This window comes from Deinococcus rhizophilus, from assembly GCF_030271215.1.
GTDB lineage: Bacteria > Deinococcota > Deinococci > Deinococcales > Deinococcaceae > Deinococcus > Deinococcus rhizophilus.
On the sequence record NZ_JASNGB010000008.1, the window covers coordinates 25,650 to 40,992 of the forward strand.

The window sequence follows — 15,343 nt, forward strand, 5'->3', positions numbered from 1 at the left end:
GAGGATGTCCCAGCCCTATATGCTGCTCAATCTCACTGTGCCCGTTGCCCTGGTCTTGCTCCTGGGCAGCGTTGTCCTCGGCGGTCTGGCGGACCGGACCCGCCGGAGGAGCCTGGTGATCGCCAGCGCGGTATGTGGGGTCCCGGCCGTGTTGATGGGCGTCCTTTCCTACCTGCTCGGCCTGACCATCCCGTAAGAGCGGCTTCGGGTCAGCCCCGCGCCCCTGCCTCCTCCACCTCTCCCGCTCCCCGCGTGCCGTCCCGTAACGCCGCCGCGAACGCCGCCGCGTCCTGGGGGTAGACCTCCACGGTCAGTTCCACGCCGGAAGCGGTATAGGTCTCCTCGCCGCGCACGGTGTCGAAGGTGCCCAGCAGGTGATACAGCACGCTGAGGTGCTCGAAGGGCACCCGCACCCTCAGCGGTTGCCGGGGCCGCACCTCCAGCCGGGGGGCGGTGCGCAGGCATTCGGCGGCGGTGCCCCCGTAGGCGCGGACCAGCCCGCCCGTCCCCAGCTTGACGCCGCCGTAGAAGCGCACGACGACGACCATCACGTGGTCCACCCCCTGCCCCTCGGTCGCCCGCAGGATCGGGGCACCCGCCGTCCCGCCCGGCTCGCCGTCGTCGCTGAAGCGGTACAGCGCCCCGATGCGGTAGGCCCAGCAGTGGTGGGTGGCATCCGGGTAACGTTCCCGCAGGGCCGAGAGCTGCGCGAGGGCCTCCTCCGGGGTGTCGGCCCGCTCTGCGAAGGCCAGGAATTCGCTGTTCTCGACGACCGCGTCGTGGCGGTGCGGCCCCGCGAGGGTGGTGAAGGGCGCGGGGAGTTCGGTCACAGCAGGCCGCGCTCCACCAGATGCCGCCGCGCGTGCCACAGGGTCAGGCTGCTGGGGCCGTCGTGAATCTCGCCCGCCTCCAGCATCCGGTAGACCTCCGGGAGGGGCAGCGTCACCCGCTCGATGACCTCGCCCTCCTCGTGGGCGGTGTCGCCCAGCCGCACGCCCAGCGCCAGCATCGAGTAGAAGACCACCCCGCTGATGCTGGGCTGCGGGTAGAAGCCGGGCAGCGCGACCCATTCCCCCGCCACGCCGCCCACCTCCTCGGCGAGTTCGCGCCGGGCGGCCTCCAGCAGATCCTCGCCGCGCTCGACGCCCCCGGCCACGACCTCCCAGACGGTCGCCCCCAGTGGGTAGCGGAACTGCCGGATCAGCACGGCCTCGCCCTCCGGCGTCACCGGCAGCACGAAGGTGGCGCGGGGACCGCGCGGGCGGTACTGGTAGCGCACCTCCGCGCCCGAGGGGGTCTGCACCCGGTCTTCGAGCACCACCCGGAAGCCGTCTACCAGCACGCGCGACGACAGCGTCTTCCAGGGTTGCACCCCGCCGGGCACGAGCGCGGCCCAGTTGGGGTGTTCCGGCGGTTCGGGGATCATGGCCAGAGGCTAGCGCAGAGGCCCGGCCCCGCTAGACTGCTCCGCGTGATCGTCAAGTACGGCGGCAACGCCATGAAAAGCCCCGAACTGCGCCGCGCCGTCGCCCGCGAGATCGCGGCCCTCCGCGCCGAGGTACCCGTCGTGGTCGTCCACGGGGGCGGCCCGGCCATCGAGCGCGAGCTGGGGGCACGCGGGATTCCCTCCGAGTTCCGGGCCGGGCTGCGGGTCACCTCGCCGGAAGCGATGGACGTGGTGGAGATGGCCCTGGGCCAGCTGGGCAAGCAGCTCAGCCAGGAGATCGGCGGCGCGGTCGGCCTGATGGGCCGCGACAGCGAACTGCTGCGGGCCGAGGTGCTCGACCCCGCGCTGGGGCGGGTGGGCCGGGTGACCGGGGTGAATGCTGACCTGCTGCGGACTTTACTCGGGGCCGGACTCACCCCGGTGGTGGGCTGCGTGGCGGTCGGGCCGGACGGCGGGGCGCTGAACGTCAACGCGGACACGGCGGCGGGGGCAGTCGCCGGGGCGCTGGGCGAGGGCATCGTCTTCCTGACCGATGTGGACGGCATCTACCGGGCCTACCCCGATCCGGGGAGCCTCGCCGGGCACCTCACCCGCGCCGAGGCGGAGACCGGGATCGCGGAGGGCTGGATCGCGGGCGGCATGATTCCCAAGGTGCGGGCGGCGCTGGAGGCGCTGGAGGCCGGAGCCCCCTTCGCGGTGATCGCCAGCGGGATGCGGGAGGGCGTGCTCGCGGCGGCCGTGCGGGGCGAGGCGGGCACGCGGCTGACGCCCTGAGCGGCCTCAGCGGACCCGGCTGAAGATCAGCGTGTCCCGCAGTTGCGTGGGGTCATCGGCCGCCACGTCGTCGTTCTTCAGGGTCGCGTCCAGCGCATAGCCCAGGGCGCGGGGAATGCGGGCGCTGCGCTCGTTGCGGGCGTCCGTGCGGAGTTCCAGGCGGCGAAAGCCCAGGCCGCCGTCCTCCTGCGGGCGCAGGGCGAAGTCGGTCAGGGCACGGGCCACCTCGGTCGCGTAGCCCTGCCCGGCGTGCGGCGTGGCGATCCAGTACCCGATCTCGCCCCGGGGGACGCGCCAGTCCAGCGCGTGGTAGCCGCTGCTGCCGATCAGTTCGCGCCCGTCCGCGCTCCAGACGTGCAGCCGCAGGTTCTCGCCCGCCGCATACGCTTCGGCCGCACGGGTCAGGTTCTCCACCGTCCCGGCGAGGTCCGGTGGGTCCTGCGCCCAGACCATCCAGCGCCGCAGCTCGGGGAGGGACGCCTGAATCGCGGCGTGAACCGCCGGGGCGTCGCCCGGGTGGGGCGGGCGCAGGAGCAGGCGGGGAGTTCGCAGTTCGCTGGGGAGAATCGGAGGCTTCACGGAATCAGCGCCTCCAGCTGCGCCAGCCGGTCGCGCAGCGTGTCCCCATCCGGCGCGACGAGGTTCACGTGTCCCACCTTGCGCCCCGGCCGGGTGGCCTTGTGGTAGAGGTGGACGCGGGTGCCCGGCAGCGCGTCCACCGCCGCCCAGTCGGGCTCCCGTCCGCCTGGGGTGCCCACCACGTTCACCATCGCCGTGGGGTGGAGGGGGGCCCAGTCGGTCAGCCCCAGGCCCAGCACCGCCCGCACCTGCGCCCCGAACTGGCTGACCCCGCCCCCGTCCTGGGTGAGGTGCCCGGAGTTGTGGACACGTGGGGCGACCTCGTTCGCCAGCAGCTCACCGCCCGGCAGCGCGAAGAACTCCAGGGTCAGCAGCCCTTCCAGGCCCCAGGCCCCGGCCACTGCTCCGGCCAGGGCGCGGGCCTGCGCTTCGGTCCCGGCGGGCACGGCGGCGGGCCAGACGCTCGTCCGTAGGATTCCGTCCCGGTGGACGTTCTCGACGAGCGGCCCGAACGCCACCTCGCCCGCCGCGTTGCGGGCCACCGCGAGGCTGACCTCGCGTTCGAAGGGCACCAGTCCCTCCAGCACGCCGGGCACGCTCCCCAGCTCGGCCCAGGCCGCCCGCAGTTCCGCCCCGCTGCCCACCCGGCGCTGCCCCTTGCCGTCGTAGCCGAGTTCGGAGGTCTTCAGCAGGCCCCGCCCGCCCACGGCCTCCAGCGCCCCGGCGAGATCATCTTCCCCGCGCACCTCCACGAAGGGCGCGGTGGGCACCCCTGCCGCCCGCAACGCCTCCTTCTCGCGGGCGCGGTGCCTGGAGCGGGCCAGCACGGCGCCGCCGGGCCGCACCGGAACGCGGCCCTCCAGCGCGGCGAGGGCCTCCACGGGCACATTCTCGAACTCCAGGGTCACCGCGTCGCAGGCGGCCAGCCGCTCCAGCCCGGCGGGATCGGTGTAGGGGGCCTGGAGGTGCTCGGCGCACAGCCGGGCGGGGGCCTGGGGGTCGGGTTCCAGCACGACGCAGCGCACGCCGAGGGGCAGGGCGGCCAGGGCCAGCATCTGCGCGAGCTGCCCGCCGCCCAGGATGCCCAGGGTCCGGCCCGGAGCGCTCACTGTGCCCCCGCCTGCGGATGGCCGTCGAAGTGGGGGTTGTCCAGCACCGCCTGCGTCTGCGCCGCGCGGAAGGCGTCCAGCCGCGCCCGCACCCCCTCGTCGGTGGTGGCGAGCAGCGCCGCGGCGAACAGGGCCGCGTTCCTCGCCCCCGCCTCCCCGATGGCAAAGGTCGCCACGGGCACCCCGGCGGGCATCTGCACGATGCTCAGGAGGCTGTCTTTGCCCGACAGCGCCCGGCTCTGCACCGGCACCCCCAGCACCGGCACCCGCGTGAAGGCCGCCAGCATCCCCGGCAGGTGCGCCGCGCCCCCCGCCCCGGCGATGATGCAGCCCAGGTTCAGGCGCTCGGCCCGCGCCGCGTAGGATGCCAGCAGCCCCGGCGTGCGGTGCGCCGAGAGCACCCGGACCTCGTAGGGCACCCCCAGCCGGGCGAGCAGCTCCAGCGCTCCCTCCATCGTCCCGAAGTCGCTGCGCGACCCCATCACCACGCCCACGCGGGGCCGCTGCCCCGTCTCGCCTGTCGCCGGAAGGTCCGTCACGGGAGGCATGGTATCCGGCCTATCCTGCCCCATGCGCGTACAGGACCTGAACTGGGAGGGTGTGGAAGCTTACCTCCGCCGCGACGACCGCGCCGTGCTCCCGCTGGGCTGCACCGAGCAGCACGCCCGCCTCAGCCTCGCCACCGACAGCCTGCTGGCCGAGCGGGTGAGCGTGGAGGCTGCCGACCCCCTCGGCATTCCGGTCTTCCCCGCCTTGCCCTACGGCATCACGCCGACCTTCACGGCGTACCCCGGCACCGTCAGCCTGCGGGTGAGCACCTACCTCGCCCTGCTGGACGACCTGCTGTCCGGGCTGCACGCGCAGGGCTTCCGGCGCCTGCTGATCGTGAACGGGCACGGCGGCAACAGCCCCGGCCAGGGCTGGCTGGGCGAATGGCTCGCACGGCACCCGGACGCGCGGGTGCAGTGGCACAACTGGTGGAACGCCCCGCGCACCTGGGCGGCGGTGCAGGCCACCGACCCCCTTGCCAGCCACGCGAGCTGGATGGAGAACTTCCCCTGGACCCGGCTGGAGGATGTGAGCGTTTCTGCCGAGCGCAAGCCGGTGGTGGACCTCGCCCGGATGCGGCAGCTTCCCCCGGCAGAGGTGCGGGCGCTGCTGGGCGACGGCAACTTCGGCGGCCTGCCGCAGCGCCCCGACGCCGAGATGGAGGCGATCTGGCGGGAGGCGGTGCGGGAGACGCGCGACCTGCTGGAAGGGGGCTGGGCCCCCTGACCGGCACGGGCGCTACCCTCCCCCCATGAGGCCCGACTACGACTGGCTGTATGCCCGCACCCGCGCGGGCCGCGAGCGGGGACCGGGGGGAGCGCGGGCGCTGCTGGACCGCCTGGGGCACCCCGACGCCGTCTTCGGTGCGGTGCGGGTCGTCGGCACCAACGGCAAGGGCAGCACCTGCGCGATGCTGGAGGCTGGGCTGCTGGCCGCCGGGGTTCGCGTGGGCCGCTTCACCAGCCCGCACCTCCAGCGCTACGAGGAACGCGTCCGGGTGGGAGGAGAGGAACTGGACCCCGCCCGCACCGCCGCCTTTATCGAATGGGCGAAGGTCCACGTGCCGGACGCGGCCTTCTTCGACCTCACCCTGGCGCTGGCGTGTCAGGTTTTCGCCCAAGACGGGGTGGAGATCGCCGTGATGGAAGCTGGAGTGGGCGGAGCCTCCGACGCGATGGCGGCGCTGACGGACGTGCGGGCCGTGGCGCTGACGAACGTGGCGCTGGACCACGTCGCCACCCTGGGGCCGACCCTGGCGGACATCGCCCGCGACAAGGCGGGAGCCGCGCGGCCCGGCGTGCCTTTCCTGACCACCGCGACGGGCGAGGCCCTGGGGGTCGTGCGCGAGGTGTCAGGAGAAGTTGGCGCCCCCCTCCTCACGCCCGACACCCACCCCGAGCTTTTCGCCCTGCCGCATCCGCCTCGCCTGCCCGGGCCGCACCAGCACGCCAACGCGGCTCTCGCGGCGGTCACCCTGCGAACGCTGGGGCACCCGGAGGGCGTGGAGGCCGCCCTGAACGCCACCTTTCCCGCCCGCCTGGAACGCTTCGAGATCGGGGGCAAGACCGTCTGGGTGGACGGGGCGCATAACCCCCACGCGGCCCTGGCCCTCGCGGCCAGTCTGCCAGGAGGCGCGGACGTGCTGCTCTTCGGCGGCCTGGCCCGCAAGGACACGGCGGCCACGCTGGAGCCTTTGCTGGGGCTGGCCCCGAGCCGCGTCTTCACGTCCCCCGGCGATCCGGCCGCCCCCCCGGAGGAGTTGAGGGCCCACTACGGCGGCGCGGCCGTGCCCAACGTGGCGGAGGCCCTGGCCCTGGCTCTGGCCCAGACGCCGCCCGGCGGCACGCTGCTGGTGGCGGGCAGCCTCTATCTGGCGGGGGCGGTGCGCGGCCTGCTTGACAGCGGGCGGGCGGGCGGTTAGACTCCTTTCCGCTCTGGGTCGTTAGCTCAATTGGCAGAGCAGCTGACTCTTAAGATGCCCTCGCCCGAGCACGTGCTGACTCGGGTTTTTGCTGTTTTCTTCGCGGTTCCAGGTGAGCGATTGGCAACAATCGTTCACTGCTCAAATCCCCAGTGGCAAGGGGGGTGGGCATGGAGTTGATGACGCTGCACGAGATGCACGCGCGGCACCTGCGGGCGCTGCGGCGCTCACCGGAGACAGTCAGGTTCTACCGGCAGGCCGTGCTGGACCTGGAACGGTTTATGCAGTCGCAGGGGATGGATCCCAAAGCCGAGCTGGTCACGCGAGCGGTCCTGATCGAGTGCCAGGGGGCGATGCAGGCCCGGGATCTCAAGCCCGGCGCGGTGCATGCCTTCATGCGGGGTCTCAGGGCCCTCTTTCGCTGGGCCGTCGACGAGGACCTGATCACGCGTGACCCCACGCTGAAGCTCAAGCTGCCATCGATCGGCGGCGACGTGCCGCCAGCCATCCAGCCAGATGAGGTCTCCCGCTGCCTGAAGGCCGTGCAGGGCATGCCCTTCCCGGCGAGGAACACCGCCATCCTGATGCTGATGTATGACACAGGACTCCGACTGGGCGAGGTCATCGGGCTGAACTCGGACGATGTGGACATGACGGCCGGTGTCATGCGGGTGCGCGCCGAGACCTCGAAGGTGGACGCTCAGCGGACGGTGCCGCTGGGCATCAAGAGTGCCAAGGCCCTGGCGAAATACGAGCGGCTGGAACGCCGGCCACTGCTGCCTCACGTGCCCACGCTGTTCATCGCGCGCGGCGGGGCACCCCTGACCAAGTCTGGTCTTAGCCAGCTGCTCAACCGGGTGGCAGAGGAGGCTGGGCTGCCCAGGGACCACGTGGCTCCTCACGCGTGGCGGCGCGGCTTCGCGGTGCAATACCTGCGTAACGGGGGAGACATGTTCTCGCTGCAGCAGATCCTGGGGCACACCGACCTGTCGATGACCCGCCGCTACGTCAAGTATCTGCCCAACGACATCCAGGTTCAGCACCTGCGCGCAAGCCCGGCGGACCGGCTGTGACCCCCAGCCCCCGATAGGAAGAAGGCACGGAGACATGCACACGGAGGTGGGGCATGGAAACAAACAACCAGCAGGATCCGGACGCAACACAGATAGAGCAGTGGGTTCAGCAGATCGAACGCGTGGACGGAGTCACGAGCGCCGTGTTGGAGAATCTGCCTACGTCTGAGCCCCTCGAACCGGGAGAGTGGATCATGCTCGGGGTGACGCCAGACGGGGTGTCCGAGGAGCATGTGGATGCTGCTATTGACGCGATGCACCAGCTCAAGAGGGTGGACCCCGAGCTGGTGCGGCCATACATCCCTCGCATGGTGGGCAACAAAGCTCCGTGCGTGTGTATCGCGTCGTTCAAGGGTCGTGTGCGTCCTGCGCCCGAGGGTCTGTGGCGGATGTTGGTCGAAGCGGATGAGCAGGTCAGACGCGAGGAGCGGATACGGGACGGAAAGCTGCCGCTCAACTGAGTAGCCCCCCTCGCACGCGGCTGGTCGAGAGCCTAGAGCCCCCGCACTTGAGCCAGGAGCCGCGTCGCAGTAGGATCCCCAGCCGTCCCCCTCTCAGCCAACGCGGTCCGCAACTGCTGGTGCACCTCCTCGCGCAGGTCATCCGCCCACGGTCCCTGAGCATCGGCGAGGAACGCGCCCCGGATGGTCAGCTCCCCGCTCTGCCGCACGTCTGGAGCCGGGAACAGTCCCCCAGGTAGCCAGGCCGTGCGGATTTCTAGCAGGGGATGGAGGCTGTAAATGCCGCTCGAGACCGGGACAGGATCAGCCTCGGGTGGCAGCAGCTCATCCAGCGCCACCCGCAGGTGCTTCAGTGTCTTCTTGAACAGGTCGACCGTGAGTTTGTCCGGAATCCCTTCCCACAGCCCTGCCAGAAGGTCCCGACGTCGAGCTGGGCCGTTCAGGGCCAGGAAGGCAAGCAATTCCGCCGCACGCCTGGTCTTGAAGGCGACCCGTCTGCTGGGGCCGTGAACCTCGATCGGGCCGAACAGCTCCAGCCGCAGTGGAATCTGTCCAGCAGGGCGCGACTGGGCAAACACCTGGGTCACCCGCTCCGCCCACTCCGGCTGAGTGCCGAGCCAACTCAGAAACGGCCGCAGAGCCAAGGCGTCGGTGAGCAGGGGAGCGTCCGTGAGGGTGAGCGCCTGAGCCAGTGCGTCCAGGTCAGGCGACTGGCCTTCTCGGTACGCGATGGCCGCGAGGTAGGCATGCGCTCGTGCCTGATCCCAGGCTGGCAAGTCGGGCGTGAGACTGGCTTCTAACAGCGCCTTTGCCCTCTCTATCTGTCCTGTGACGTAGGCCAGCACGGCGGCGGTGAGATCCAAGGCGGCGACGTTGGCTGGGTCGTCAGAGCGCATTGCCTGGGCTTCGCGGAGTCGCTGCTGGGCCTCCTCTAGCTGTCCGTCGAGAGCGAGCCGCTCGGCTTCGATCAGCAGGGCCACGAGTTCGTCTCCGGGGAGATGAGCCTCTGCCAGGAGCTCGGAGGCACGCCGCGCAGTGACGAGAGCCTCGCTGTGCAGGCCGGAGTGGTGCTGCACGATGGCCCGGCTGAGGGCAATCCAGGCGTGGTGGATCAGGGTGGTCTCGGGCAGGGCGTCGGCCTCATCCAGCAGTTGAAACGCCTCCACTGGACGCCCTCGGCCGGCGAGAGACTGCGCGTAGTTGTTCAGCAGGGTCGCAAGCAGCCGGGTCTGCGAGATACGGCGGAACAGCTGGGCACCCCGCTGATAGTGGACCTCGGCGGTATCCCAGTCGCCCAGGTCCTCGTGGGCATAGGCCAGGGTCGCGTGGGCCGAGGCGGTAAACGAGACGTTCCCCTGGCGCTGGGCCTCTTCCAACAGATCCTGGGCTGCGGCGAGATGTTCCTCGTGCCGCGCGAGGTAGCTCAGGCACATGCTTTTCTGATGGGTCAGCCGGAGCCGGTCCAGGCCGGTTGCCCCAGCTTTGAGGCCCTGTTCGACGACTTGAAGGGCTAGCGCGTAATGCCCGTCATATTGCAGGGCGTAGCTGAGCGTGTGCAGCAGGCGTGGGTTGTGCTCGCCGGCATCATAGGCAGCCTGCACCTCATGGCGGGCAGTTGCGGCCTGTTCACGGGGGGCGCTGACCATCACGCTGATCCAGTAGGCGGCGCGTGCGCGGGGTCCGACCTGTTGAGGAAGGAGGGTCTCTATCGTGTGCTGTGCGAGTTCGTGCTCGCTCGCGTTGATGCGGTCACTGAGCCAGTCCTCCAGCAGCAGGTCGGCGGCCTCAGCGTCCCCGATGTCGTGGAGGAGTGCTACAGCCCGTCTGATGTCGCCCTGCTGATGGGCCTCACGGCTGGCGCGGCGGGCGGCTTCGCGGTAGACGTGGGGCTGTTCGGTGGCCAATCGCTGGGTGAGCTGGGTTCGTAGCGACTCAGGCACCTCTACTGTCCCGTCTGGGCTCGGGGTCAGATGCAGGGTTGTGATGACGGCCTGCCACCAGCCGTCGGGGAGATCAGGCGCGACCTGCAATGACCGGACAGGGTGCCACACACGCTCAAAGGCGAGGGGGAGCAGGGCAAGCTGGAGGGCGCCGGGCAGGGCTGCAAACGCCGACGCGTCCTCTACCGGGGGCATGGGCTGAGGCTACCCGGTTTTCCCCCCTTTTTCCCCCTGATGTGCCTACGCTGAGTGGGACATGAAGAAAACCATTTTAGGGCTGACAGCTTTGATTCTCACTGGGACAGCCGCAGCGCAGTCAACCTGGACTTACAGCAACAATAACTGGCGAGCTACCTTCCAGGGCTGCGTCCGAGTTTCTGCGAGCAGCACTGAAGTTCGGTGTAGCTTTACTGATACTTACGTTGGGCCAGACAGCACAAGAGATGGCAGTTGGCAGCCTGACAGGGTTATTGCTGTTCTCAATGGTGGGATGCAAGTCAAAGGCTCAACCATCACCGTAGCGGGAAAGAGCTCCAACGGTTATCAGGAACAGGTAGCATACAAGGACTTGCCCATCAATGTAATAGTCAACATGACTATCCCTGTTAATATCTCCACCGTCGCACGTCTCAATTACTTTGATCACGTCCTGAGTAACGTTTCAATCCGTCTTCAGGGACAGGCCGCTACGGCCACTCCCGCCCCTGCCAACACGGGCAACTACAACGCCGTGATGACCAACTGCAAGGCTGGCGCGAACGGCACGCTGACCTGCACGGCGACCCTTACCCCCCGCCGCTGACCTGCTGTTGAGTTCGAAGGAGCGCCCATGAAGAAGATCCTCTTCATCCTGCCCATGCTGGCCCTGGCAGCCTGCGGCGGCGGCGGCATCGGCGGACCTGGCACCGGCGGCGGCACCAATCCTGCGCCGCCCGCGCCCCCCGCACCCACCGCCATCTTCATCCCCCAGGTCGGCGCGGCTGTGGGCAGCGGCGACGGCAGCAAGCTGGGCACCGTCTACGTCTCGCCCAACACCCAGGAAGTCGCCCTGATGCAGTTTGTCAACGAGGTGCGCACCAAGGGAACCATCAACGGCGTCCCGGCCCTGAAAGGCACCTGCGTCGACGGCACCTTCACGCCAGGCACCTTGAGCGAGCTGACCTACAACGGCGTGCTCGCCTACGCGGCCAGGAAGCACGCGACCTACAACGGCACCTACGGCTATGAAGCACACGCTGAGACCCAGCCGACACATCCGAACTTCTACGGGACGACCTCCAAAGAGCGGGTCGAGCGCGCCTACAGGGACTTGACCGGTCAAAACATCGCCTTCACCTGGGGCCAGGAGAATGCTGGCTTCGGCTATTCCAAGGCCGCCGACATGATGCACGCCTGGATCGAGAGCCCTGGCCACTGCCGAGGCATCATGGAGCCTGGAAACCGCACCATGGGCATGGGCTATCACACCGGTCCCTCGACGGTCAGCTATCCCGCTCCAGGCGTCTCCCTGGGCCCCAACACCTGGGTCCAGCTGTTTGGCAAGTAGGCCCCCCACCGCCGTCCCCACCCCCGCTGCTCCGCCTTCCCGCCCAGGAAGGCGGAGCAGCTGCCTTGCCCCCTCTCCCAACACGAAAGACCCCCATGCCCAATCCCCTGCCTCACGCCGCCAGCCCTGACCGCCCCCTTCCCCTGCACGCCCCCGCACGCGGCCTGCAGGTCCATGCGGGCCCGCCCCTGCTCGCTCCCACGCCCCTGAAACGCGCCTGGATGATGTCCGGCGCGCCGCTGTCACAGAGTCCCGAGCACCTGCGCCGGCTTCACGGGGCCGGGGCCCTGCTGAGGCTGACTTCCGAAGCAGGCAACGCGGAGGCCCTGGGCCTCTCGGCGCTCAGTCAGGCGATCTGCCGCGCAGCGGTGCGCTCACCCGAAACGCTCGACCTGTGGCGCGACCCCGGGGTCCGAGAGACGCTCGGCGAACTGCTGGATGACGCGCAGGGGCAGATGAGGCTCGTGCGGGGCCGGGACATCGGCGCGGCCTACCTCGAGCGCAAACTCAGCTGCGTGCACGCCGGCAGCCTCGGCGCGCGCTTTCTGGGCATCTATGCCCACAACCCGGGGCACGCGCTGCTGACCTGCCGTGCGGCGGGCGGAGAACTGACCGGCCGGGTGCGTTCGCCTGGGCAGGGTGGTGTTCGCGCCGTACGGCGCGAACACCACCCTGCCCAGGCGAACGCACCCGGCCGGTCAGTTCTCCGCCCGCCGCACGGCAGGTCAGCAGCGCGTGCCCCGGGTTGTGGGCATAGATGCCCAGAAAGCGCGNCTTCTGCTCCCGCTACGGCTACCGGCTCACGCCCAATGCCGTGGCTATCCTGCGGACCCAGGTCCATGGGATGGCTGACCGGGGCGAGACGGCGGGCAGCAACGGGCGCGCGATGCGCCAGCTGTTCGAGCAGGCACTCATCCGGCAGGCGCGCCGGCTCTCGGGACTGCCTGCGTCGGCGGGGGTGCTGAGTGAGCTGACGGAAGTAGACGTGGAGGCGATGGGGGCAGTCATGGGGCTGGAGGCGTAGGCAAGTTACGCCACGGGTTCGGCAAGTCGCACGAGGCGACCCTTCTTGTTCCCTAGCGCCAGTGCGCCTTGCCGGGGCCGCATGACGAAGAGGAGTTCACTGACTCCTGCCGGGTCAGGCGGGTGCCCTGGCCCTTCTTCTTGCCGCCCAAGGTGCTGAACGAGCCATGCATCTTCTTCAGGATCTCGACGTCATAGAAGCGCCGGGCCAGTTGGTCGACGAGTTCTCCGGACAAGCCATTGCTGCACCATGGCACCCGTGCCGGCCAGCGTCTCGATCAAAACCTCAAGTTCGGCCTGGGCATGGCGCACGACACTGAACAGAGATGCCGGGCCGCGTCTGTCTGCCCGCCGGCGCAGGTCGCTCAAGCCCAGGCTGGGGCAGGAGCCAGGGTCGGGTTTGGTCGCAGCGTGTACCACGCTGCGACTTCTCGAGGTAAAGAGGCCCTGGCCCCAGCTGAGGCACACACGATTCGGTGCCGTGCACTGCGCACCGCCGCAGTTGTTCGAGGGCGGGCAGCAACTCTCTGCAGACTCGGACGCGGACGCGCTGAGGGCGTGACAGAGTGACCCGTATGCACCTGAGCTGGAATGAGATTCGCACCCGCGCTGCCGGGTTCGCCCGCGAGTGGCAGGACGCCACTCAAGAGAACGCGGAGGCCCAGACGTTCTGGAATGAGTTCTTGCAGGTGTTCGGCATCACCCGCCGGCGCGTGGCGAGCTTCGAGCGCCGGGTGGACGGGCTGAGCAGTGCCAGCGGCCGGGGCCGGATTGACCTGCTGTGGCCCGGCACGTTCATGGCCGAGCACAAGAGCAAGGGCCGCGACCTGGGCGAGGCGACCGTGCAGGCGCTGGAATACGTGGATGCCCTGGAGGCGCACGAGCGCCCGCGTTGGGTAGCACTGTCAGACTTCGAGCGCGTCCGGCTTCACGAGGTGGCGACCGGGGAGGCCCAGGAGTTCTCTCTTTCCGAGCTGCCCCAGCGCGTGGAGCACTTCGCATTCCTGATCGGCCGGCAGCTGCGCCACCAGGTCCCCAGCGACCCCGTGAACGTGAAGGCTGCCCAGGAGATGGCGCGCCTTCACGACCTGCTGGAGAAGAGCGGCTATCAGGGCCACGACCTGGAATTGCTCCTGGTCAGAATGTTATTCCTGCTGTTTGGCGATGACACCGGCCTCTGGGATGAGTCCGGGCTGTTCTACGACGTGCTGGCCGACCATACCCGCAGCGACGGCGAGGACCTGGGCGCGACCCTGGCCCGGCTGTTCCAGACACTGGACACGCCCCGCGAGCGCCGGCAGGCTGGCCTGCCCGCCTGGCTGGCTGCGTTCCCGTATGTCAACGGCGAGCTGTTCCGCGAGCGCCTGGACCTGGCCGAGTTCTCGCCGGAGATGCGCCAGATGCTGCTCGACGCCTCGGCGCTCGACTGGGGGGCCGTGTCCCCCGCCATTTTCGGCAGCATGTTCCAGGCCGTTATGGACCCGGAGGAGCGCCGGAACCTCGGCGCCCACTACACCAGCGAGGAGAACATTCTCAAGGCGCTGGGGCCGCTGTTCCTCGACGACCTCCAAGCCCGTCGCAAGGCCGCGCGCGGCGACCGCCGCCGGCTCCAGGCGTTCCTCGATTATCTGCCCACCCTGCGCTTCCTCGACCCGGCTTGTGGCTCCGGCAATTTCCTTCTGGTCGGCTACCGTGAGCTGCGCTGGTTGGAACTCGGCGCCCTGGTGGAGCTACTGGCCCTGGAGGGGCGCAGCGCCGGCGGCCAGGTGCTGCTGGACATCTCCTACCGGCTGCGCGTCAGCGTCGAGCAGTTCTACGGCATCGAATACGACGAGTTCCCCTCGCAGATTGCCAGGGTTGCCCTGTGGCTGGCAGACCACCAGATGAACGTTGAGGCCAGCCGCCTGCTGGGGCAGAACTTCGTCAACCTGCCACTGACGCAGGCGGCCCACATCCGGCACGGGGACGCCCTGGAGGTGGACTGGGCCGAGCACCTGAGTCTGGCTCAGGACGCTCCCAATCTGGGCGCGCTATTCGTCATGGGAAACCCCCCTTTCATCGGCAGCTACCTCATGTCGCCAGAGCAGAAACGGCAGATGCTGGCGCTGTTTGCCGGCAACAAGGAGGCCGGGGTGCTGGACTACGTGGCCGCCTGGTATCTCAAAAGCGCCCAGCTGCTGCGGCACTTGGACAAGACCGGGCCGCATCTGCGGGCCGCTGCTTCGCTGGTCTCTACCAACAGCATCACGCAGGGCGAGCAGGTGCCGCCCCTCTGGACTGAGCTGCTGGAGAACTCCGAGAACGTCATCACCGCAGCGCACCAGACCTTCGCCTGGACGAACGAGGCCCCCGGCCGGGCGGCCGTGCATTGCGTCATCATCCAGCTGGAGCCGGCTGGCAGGGCACCGGCGCAGCGCCGGCTGTTCAGCTACGCCAGTCCGAAGGGGCTGCCCACGGAGCACGCTGCCCAGAGAATCAGCCCCTACCTCATCGAAGGGCCGGAAATCATCGTCAGGAAGCAGCGCGAGCCGCTGGTGCCAGGGGTGCCGCCGCTGGTCTACGGCAACAAACCGGTTGATGGAGGGCATTTAATTTTCCACAGCCAGGCAGAGCTGGACGGGTTCCTAGCTGCCGAGCCGGGCGCGGCGAAGTTCATCAAGCGGATGCTCGACGCCCAGGATTTCCTGCGGGGCCAGACGCGCTGGTGCCTGTGGCTGGTGGGCGCCACGCCCGCCGAGTTGCAAAAGCTGCCCCGTGTCATGGAGCGCGTGCGGAAGGTCAAGGAGGCGCGTGAGGGCAGCAAATCGCCCATCATTCAGAGGTTCGCAGAGATCCCCAGCCTCTTCACGCAGCGGCCCCATGTGGATACGACCTACTGGAGTGCCCCCCGAAAACTGGACGGTCAGGACTAGAGACTCAGG

At 69.4% G+C, this 15,343-nt stretch carries 18 protein-coding genes; 10 read left to right on the forward strand and 8 right to left on the reverse strand.

All coding sequences use genetic code 11. The features are described 5' to 3' along the window. The first annotated feature begins 4 nt into the window (after nucleotides 1–4). Nucleotides 5–196 carry a hypothetical protein gene (locus tag QOL99_RS02230; protein ID WP_285520990.1) on the forward strand — a complete coding sequence of 64 codons (192 nt, stop codon included), beginning with the start codon at nucleotides 5–7 and terminating at the stop codon, nucleotides 194–196. A gap of 13 nt (nucleotides 197–209) precedes the next feature. Here QOL99_RS02230 and QOL99_RS02235 read toward each other — a convergent pair whose 3' ends face one another. Both QOL99_RS02235 and QOL99_RS02240 read right to left on the reverse strand, forming a co-directional pair. Continuing rightward, the gene (locus QOL99_RS02235) at nucleotides 210–830 is read right to left on the reverse strand and encodes an IMPACT family protein (protein WP_285520991.1); all 621 of its coding nucleotides are present in this window, start codon (nucleotides 828–830) and stop codon (nucleotides 210–212) included. Next, nucleotides 827–1,426 (reverse strand): NUDIX domain-containing protein, encoded by a 600-nt coding sequence (locus QOL99_RS02240; protein ID WP_285520992.1) that lies wholly within the window; start codon nucleotides 1,424–1,426, stop codon nucleotides 827–829. Before QOL99_RS02240 ends, QOL99_RS02235 begins: the two co-directional genes overlap by 4 nt. A 45-nt stretch (nucleotides 1,427–1,471) precedes the next feature. On the opposite strand from QOL99_RS02240, the gene argB reads away from it, so the two are divergent. Beyond that, nucleotides 1,472–2,221 (forward strand): acetylglutamate kinase, encoded by a 750-nt coding sequence (gene argB, locus QOL99_RS02245; protein ID WP_285520993.1) that lies wholly within the window; start codon nucleotides 1,472–1,474, stop codon nucleotides 2,219–2,221. Nucleotides 2,222–2,227: 6 nt separating this feature from the next. On the opposite strand, the gene QOL99_RS02250 is transcribed toward argB, so the two are convergent. The 3 genes from QOL99_RS02250 to purE are packed head-to-tail and all read right to left on the reverse strand — an operon-like array spanning nucleotide 2,228 to nucleotide 4,403. After that, entirely contained in the window at nucleotides 2,228–2,800 is a 573-nt protein-coding gene (locus QOL99_RS02250) for a GNAT family N-acetyltransferase (protein ID WP_285520994.1), read from the reverse strand. After that, nucleotides 2,797–3,909: a 5-(carboxyamino)imidazole ribonucleotide synthase gene (gene purK / locus QOL99_RS02255; RefSeq protein ID WP_285520995.1), complete on the reverse strand. Its 1,113-nt coding sequence runs from the start codon at nucleotides 3,907–3,909 to the stop codon at nucleotides 2,797–2,799. Before purK ends, QOL99_RS02250 begins: the two co-directional genes overlap by 4 nt. Next, a complete protein-coding gene (gene purE / locus QOL99_RS02260) occupies nucleotides 3,906–4,403 on the reverse strand; it encodes a 5-(carboxyamino)imidazole ribonucleotide mutase (RefSeq protein ID WP_285521007.1) in 498 nt (165 codons plus the stop codon). Before purE ends, purK begins: the two co-directional genes overlap by 4 nt. Nucleotides 4,404–4,479: 76 nt before the next feature. Here purE and QOL99_RS02265 point away from each other — a divergent pair, with 76 nt between their 5' ends. The 4 genes from QOL99_RS02265 (at nucleotide 4,480) to QOL99_RS02280 (ending at nucleotide 7,913) form a co-directional block, all read left to right on the forward strand. Next, nucleotides 4,480–5,184: a creatininase family protein gene (locus QOL99_RS02265; RefSeq protein ID WP_285520996.1), complete on the forward strand. Its 705-nt coding sequence runs from the start codon at nucleotides 4,480–4,482 to the stop codon at nucleotides 5,182–5,184. A 25-nt stretch (nucleotides 5,185–5,209) separates the two neighbouring features. Continuing rightward, entirely contained in the window at nucleotides 5,210–6,379 is a 1,170-nt protein-coding gene (locus QOL99_RS02270; RefSeq protein WP_285520997.1) for a glutamate ligase domain-containing protein, read from the forward strand. 170 nt (nucleotides 6,380–6,549) lie between these two features. After that, nucleotides 6,550–7,452 carry a tyrosine-type recombinase/integrase gene (locus QOL99_RS02275; RefSeq protein WP_285520998.1) on the forward strand — a complete coding sequence of 301 codons (903 nt, stop codon included), beginning with the start codon at nucleotides 6,550–6,552 and terminating at the stop codon, nucleotides 7,450–7,452. Nucleotides 7,453–7,505: 53 nt separating this feature from the next. After that, the gene (locus QOL99_RS02280; protein ID WP_285520999.1) at nucleotides 7,506–7,913 is read left to right on the forward strand and encodes a hypothetical protein; all 408 of its coding nucleotides are present in this window, start codon (nucleotides 7,506–7,508) and stop codon (nucleotides 7,911–7,913) included. A 32-nt stretch (nucleotides 7,914–7,945) separates the two neighbouring features. On the opposite strand, the gene QOL99_RS02285 is transcribed toward QOL99_RS02280, so the two are convergent. Further along, nucleotides 7,946–10,048 carry a tetratricopeptide repeat protein gene (locus tag QOL99_RS02285; protein WP_285521000.1) on the reverse strand — a complete coding sequence of 701 codons (2,103 nt, stop codon included), beginning with the start codon at nucleotides 10,046–10,048 and terminating at the stop codon, nucleotides 7,946–7,948. A 61-nt stretch (nucleotides 10,049–10,109) separates the two neighbouring features. Here QOL99_RS02285 and QOL99_RS02290 point away from each other — a divergent pair, with 61 nt between their 5' ends. Then, nucleotides 10,110–10,655: a hypothetical protein gene (locus QOL99_RS02290; RefSeq protein ID WP_285521001.1), complete on the forward strand. Its 546-nt coding sequence runs from the start codon at nucleotides 10,110–10,112 to the stop codon at nucleotides 10,653–10,655. A gap of 27 nt (nucleotides 10,656–10,682) precedes the next feature. After that, nucleotides 10,683–11,399: a CAP domain-containing protein gene (locus QOL99_RS02295; protein WP_285521002.1), complete on the forward strand. Its 717-nt coding sequence runs from the start codon at nucleotides 10,683–10,685 to the stop codon at nucleotides 11,397–11,399. Between the two features lie 374 nt (nucleotides 11,400–11,773). Here the strand turns inward: QOL99_RS02295 and QOL99_RS02300 are convergent, their stop codons facing one another. Then, a complete protein-coding gene (locus QOL99_RS02300; protein WP_285521003.1) occupies nucleotides 11,774–12,070 on the reverse strand; it encodes a hypothetical protein in 297 nt (98 codons plus the stop codon). Nucleotides 12,071–12,156: 86 nt separating this feature from the next. Between QOL99_RS02300 and QOL99_RS02305 the strand changes: the two genes are divergently transcribed. After that, a complete protein-coding gene (locus QOL99_RS02305; RefSeq protein ID WP_285521004.1) occupies nucleotides 12,157–12,423 on the forward strand; it encodes a hypothetical protein in 267 nt (88 codons plus the stop codon). Between the two features lie 52 nt (nucleotides 12,424–12,475). Here the strand turns inward: QOL99_RS02305 and QOL99_RS02310 are convergent, their stop codons facing one another. Further along, nucleotides 12,476–12,658, reverse strand: coding sequence for a hypothetical protein (locus tag QOL99_RS02310; RefSeq protein WP_285521005.1), 183 nt, complete (start codon nucleotides 12,656–12,658; stop codon nucleotides 12,476–12,478). Nucleotides 12,659–12,997: 339 nt separating this feature from the next. On the opposite strand from QOL99_RS02310, the gene QOL99_RS02315 reads away from it, so the two are divergent. After that, entirely contained in the window at nucleotides 12,998–15,334 is a 2,337-nt protein-coding gene (locus tag QOL99_RS02315; protein ID WP_326522566.1) for a DNA methyltransferase, read from the forward strand. The last annotated feature ends 9 nt before the right edge of the window (nucleotides 15,335–15,343 follow it).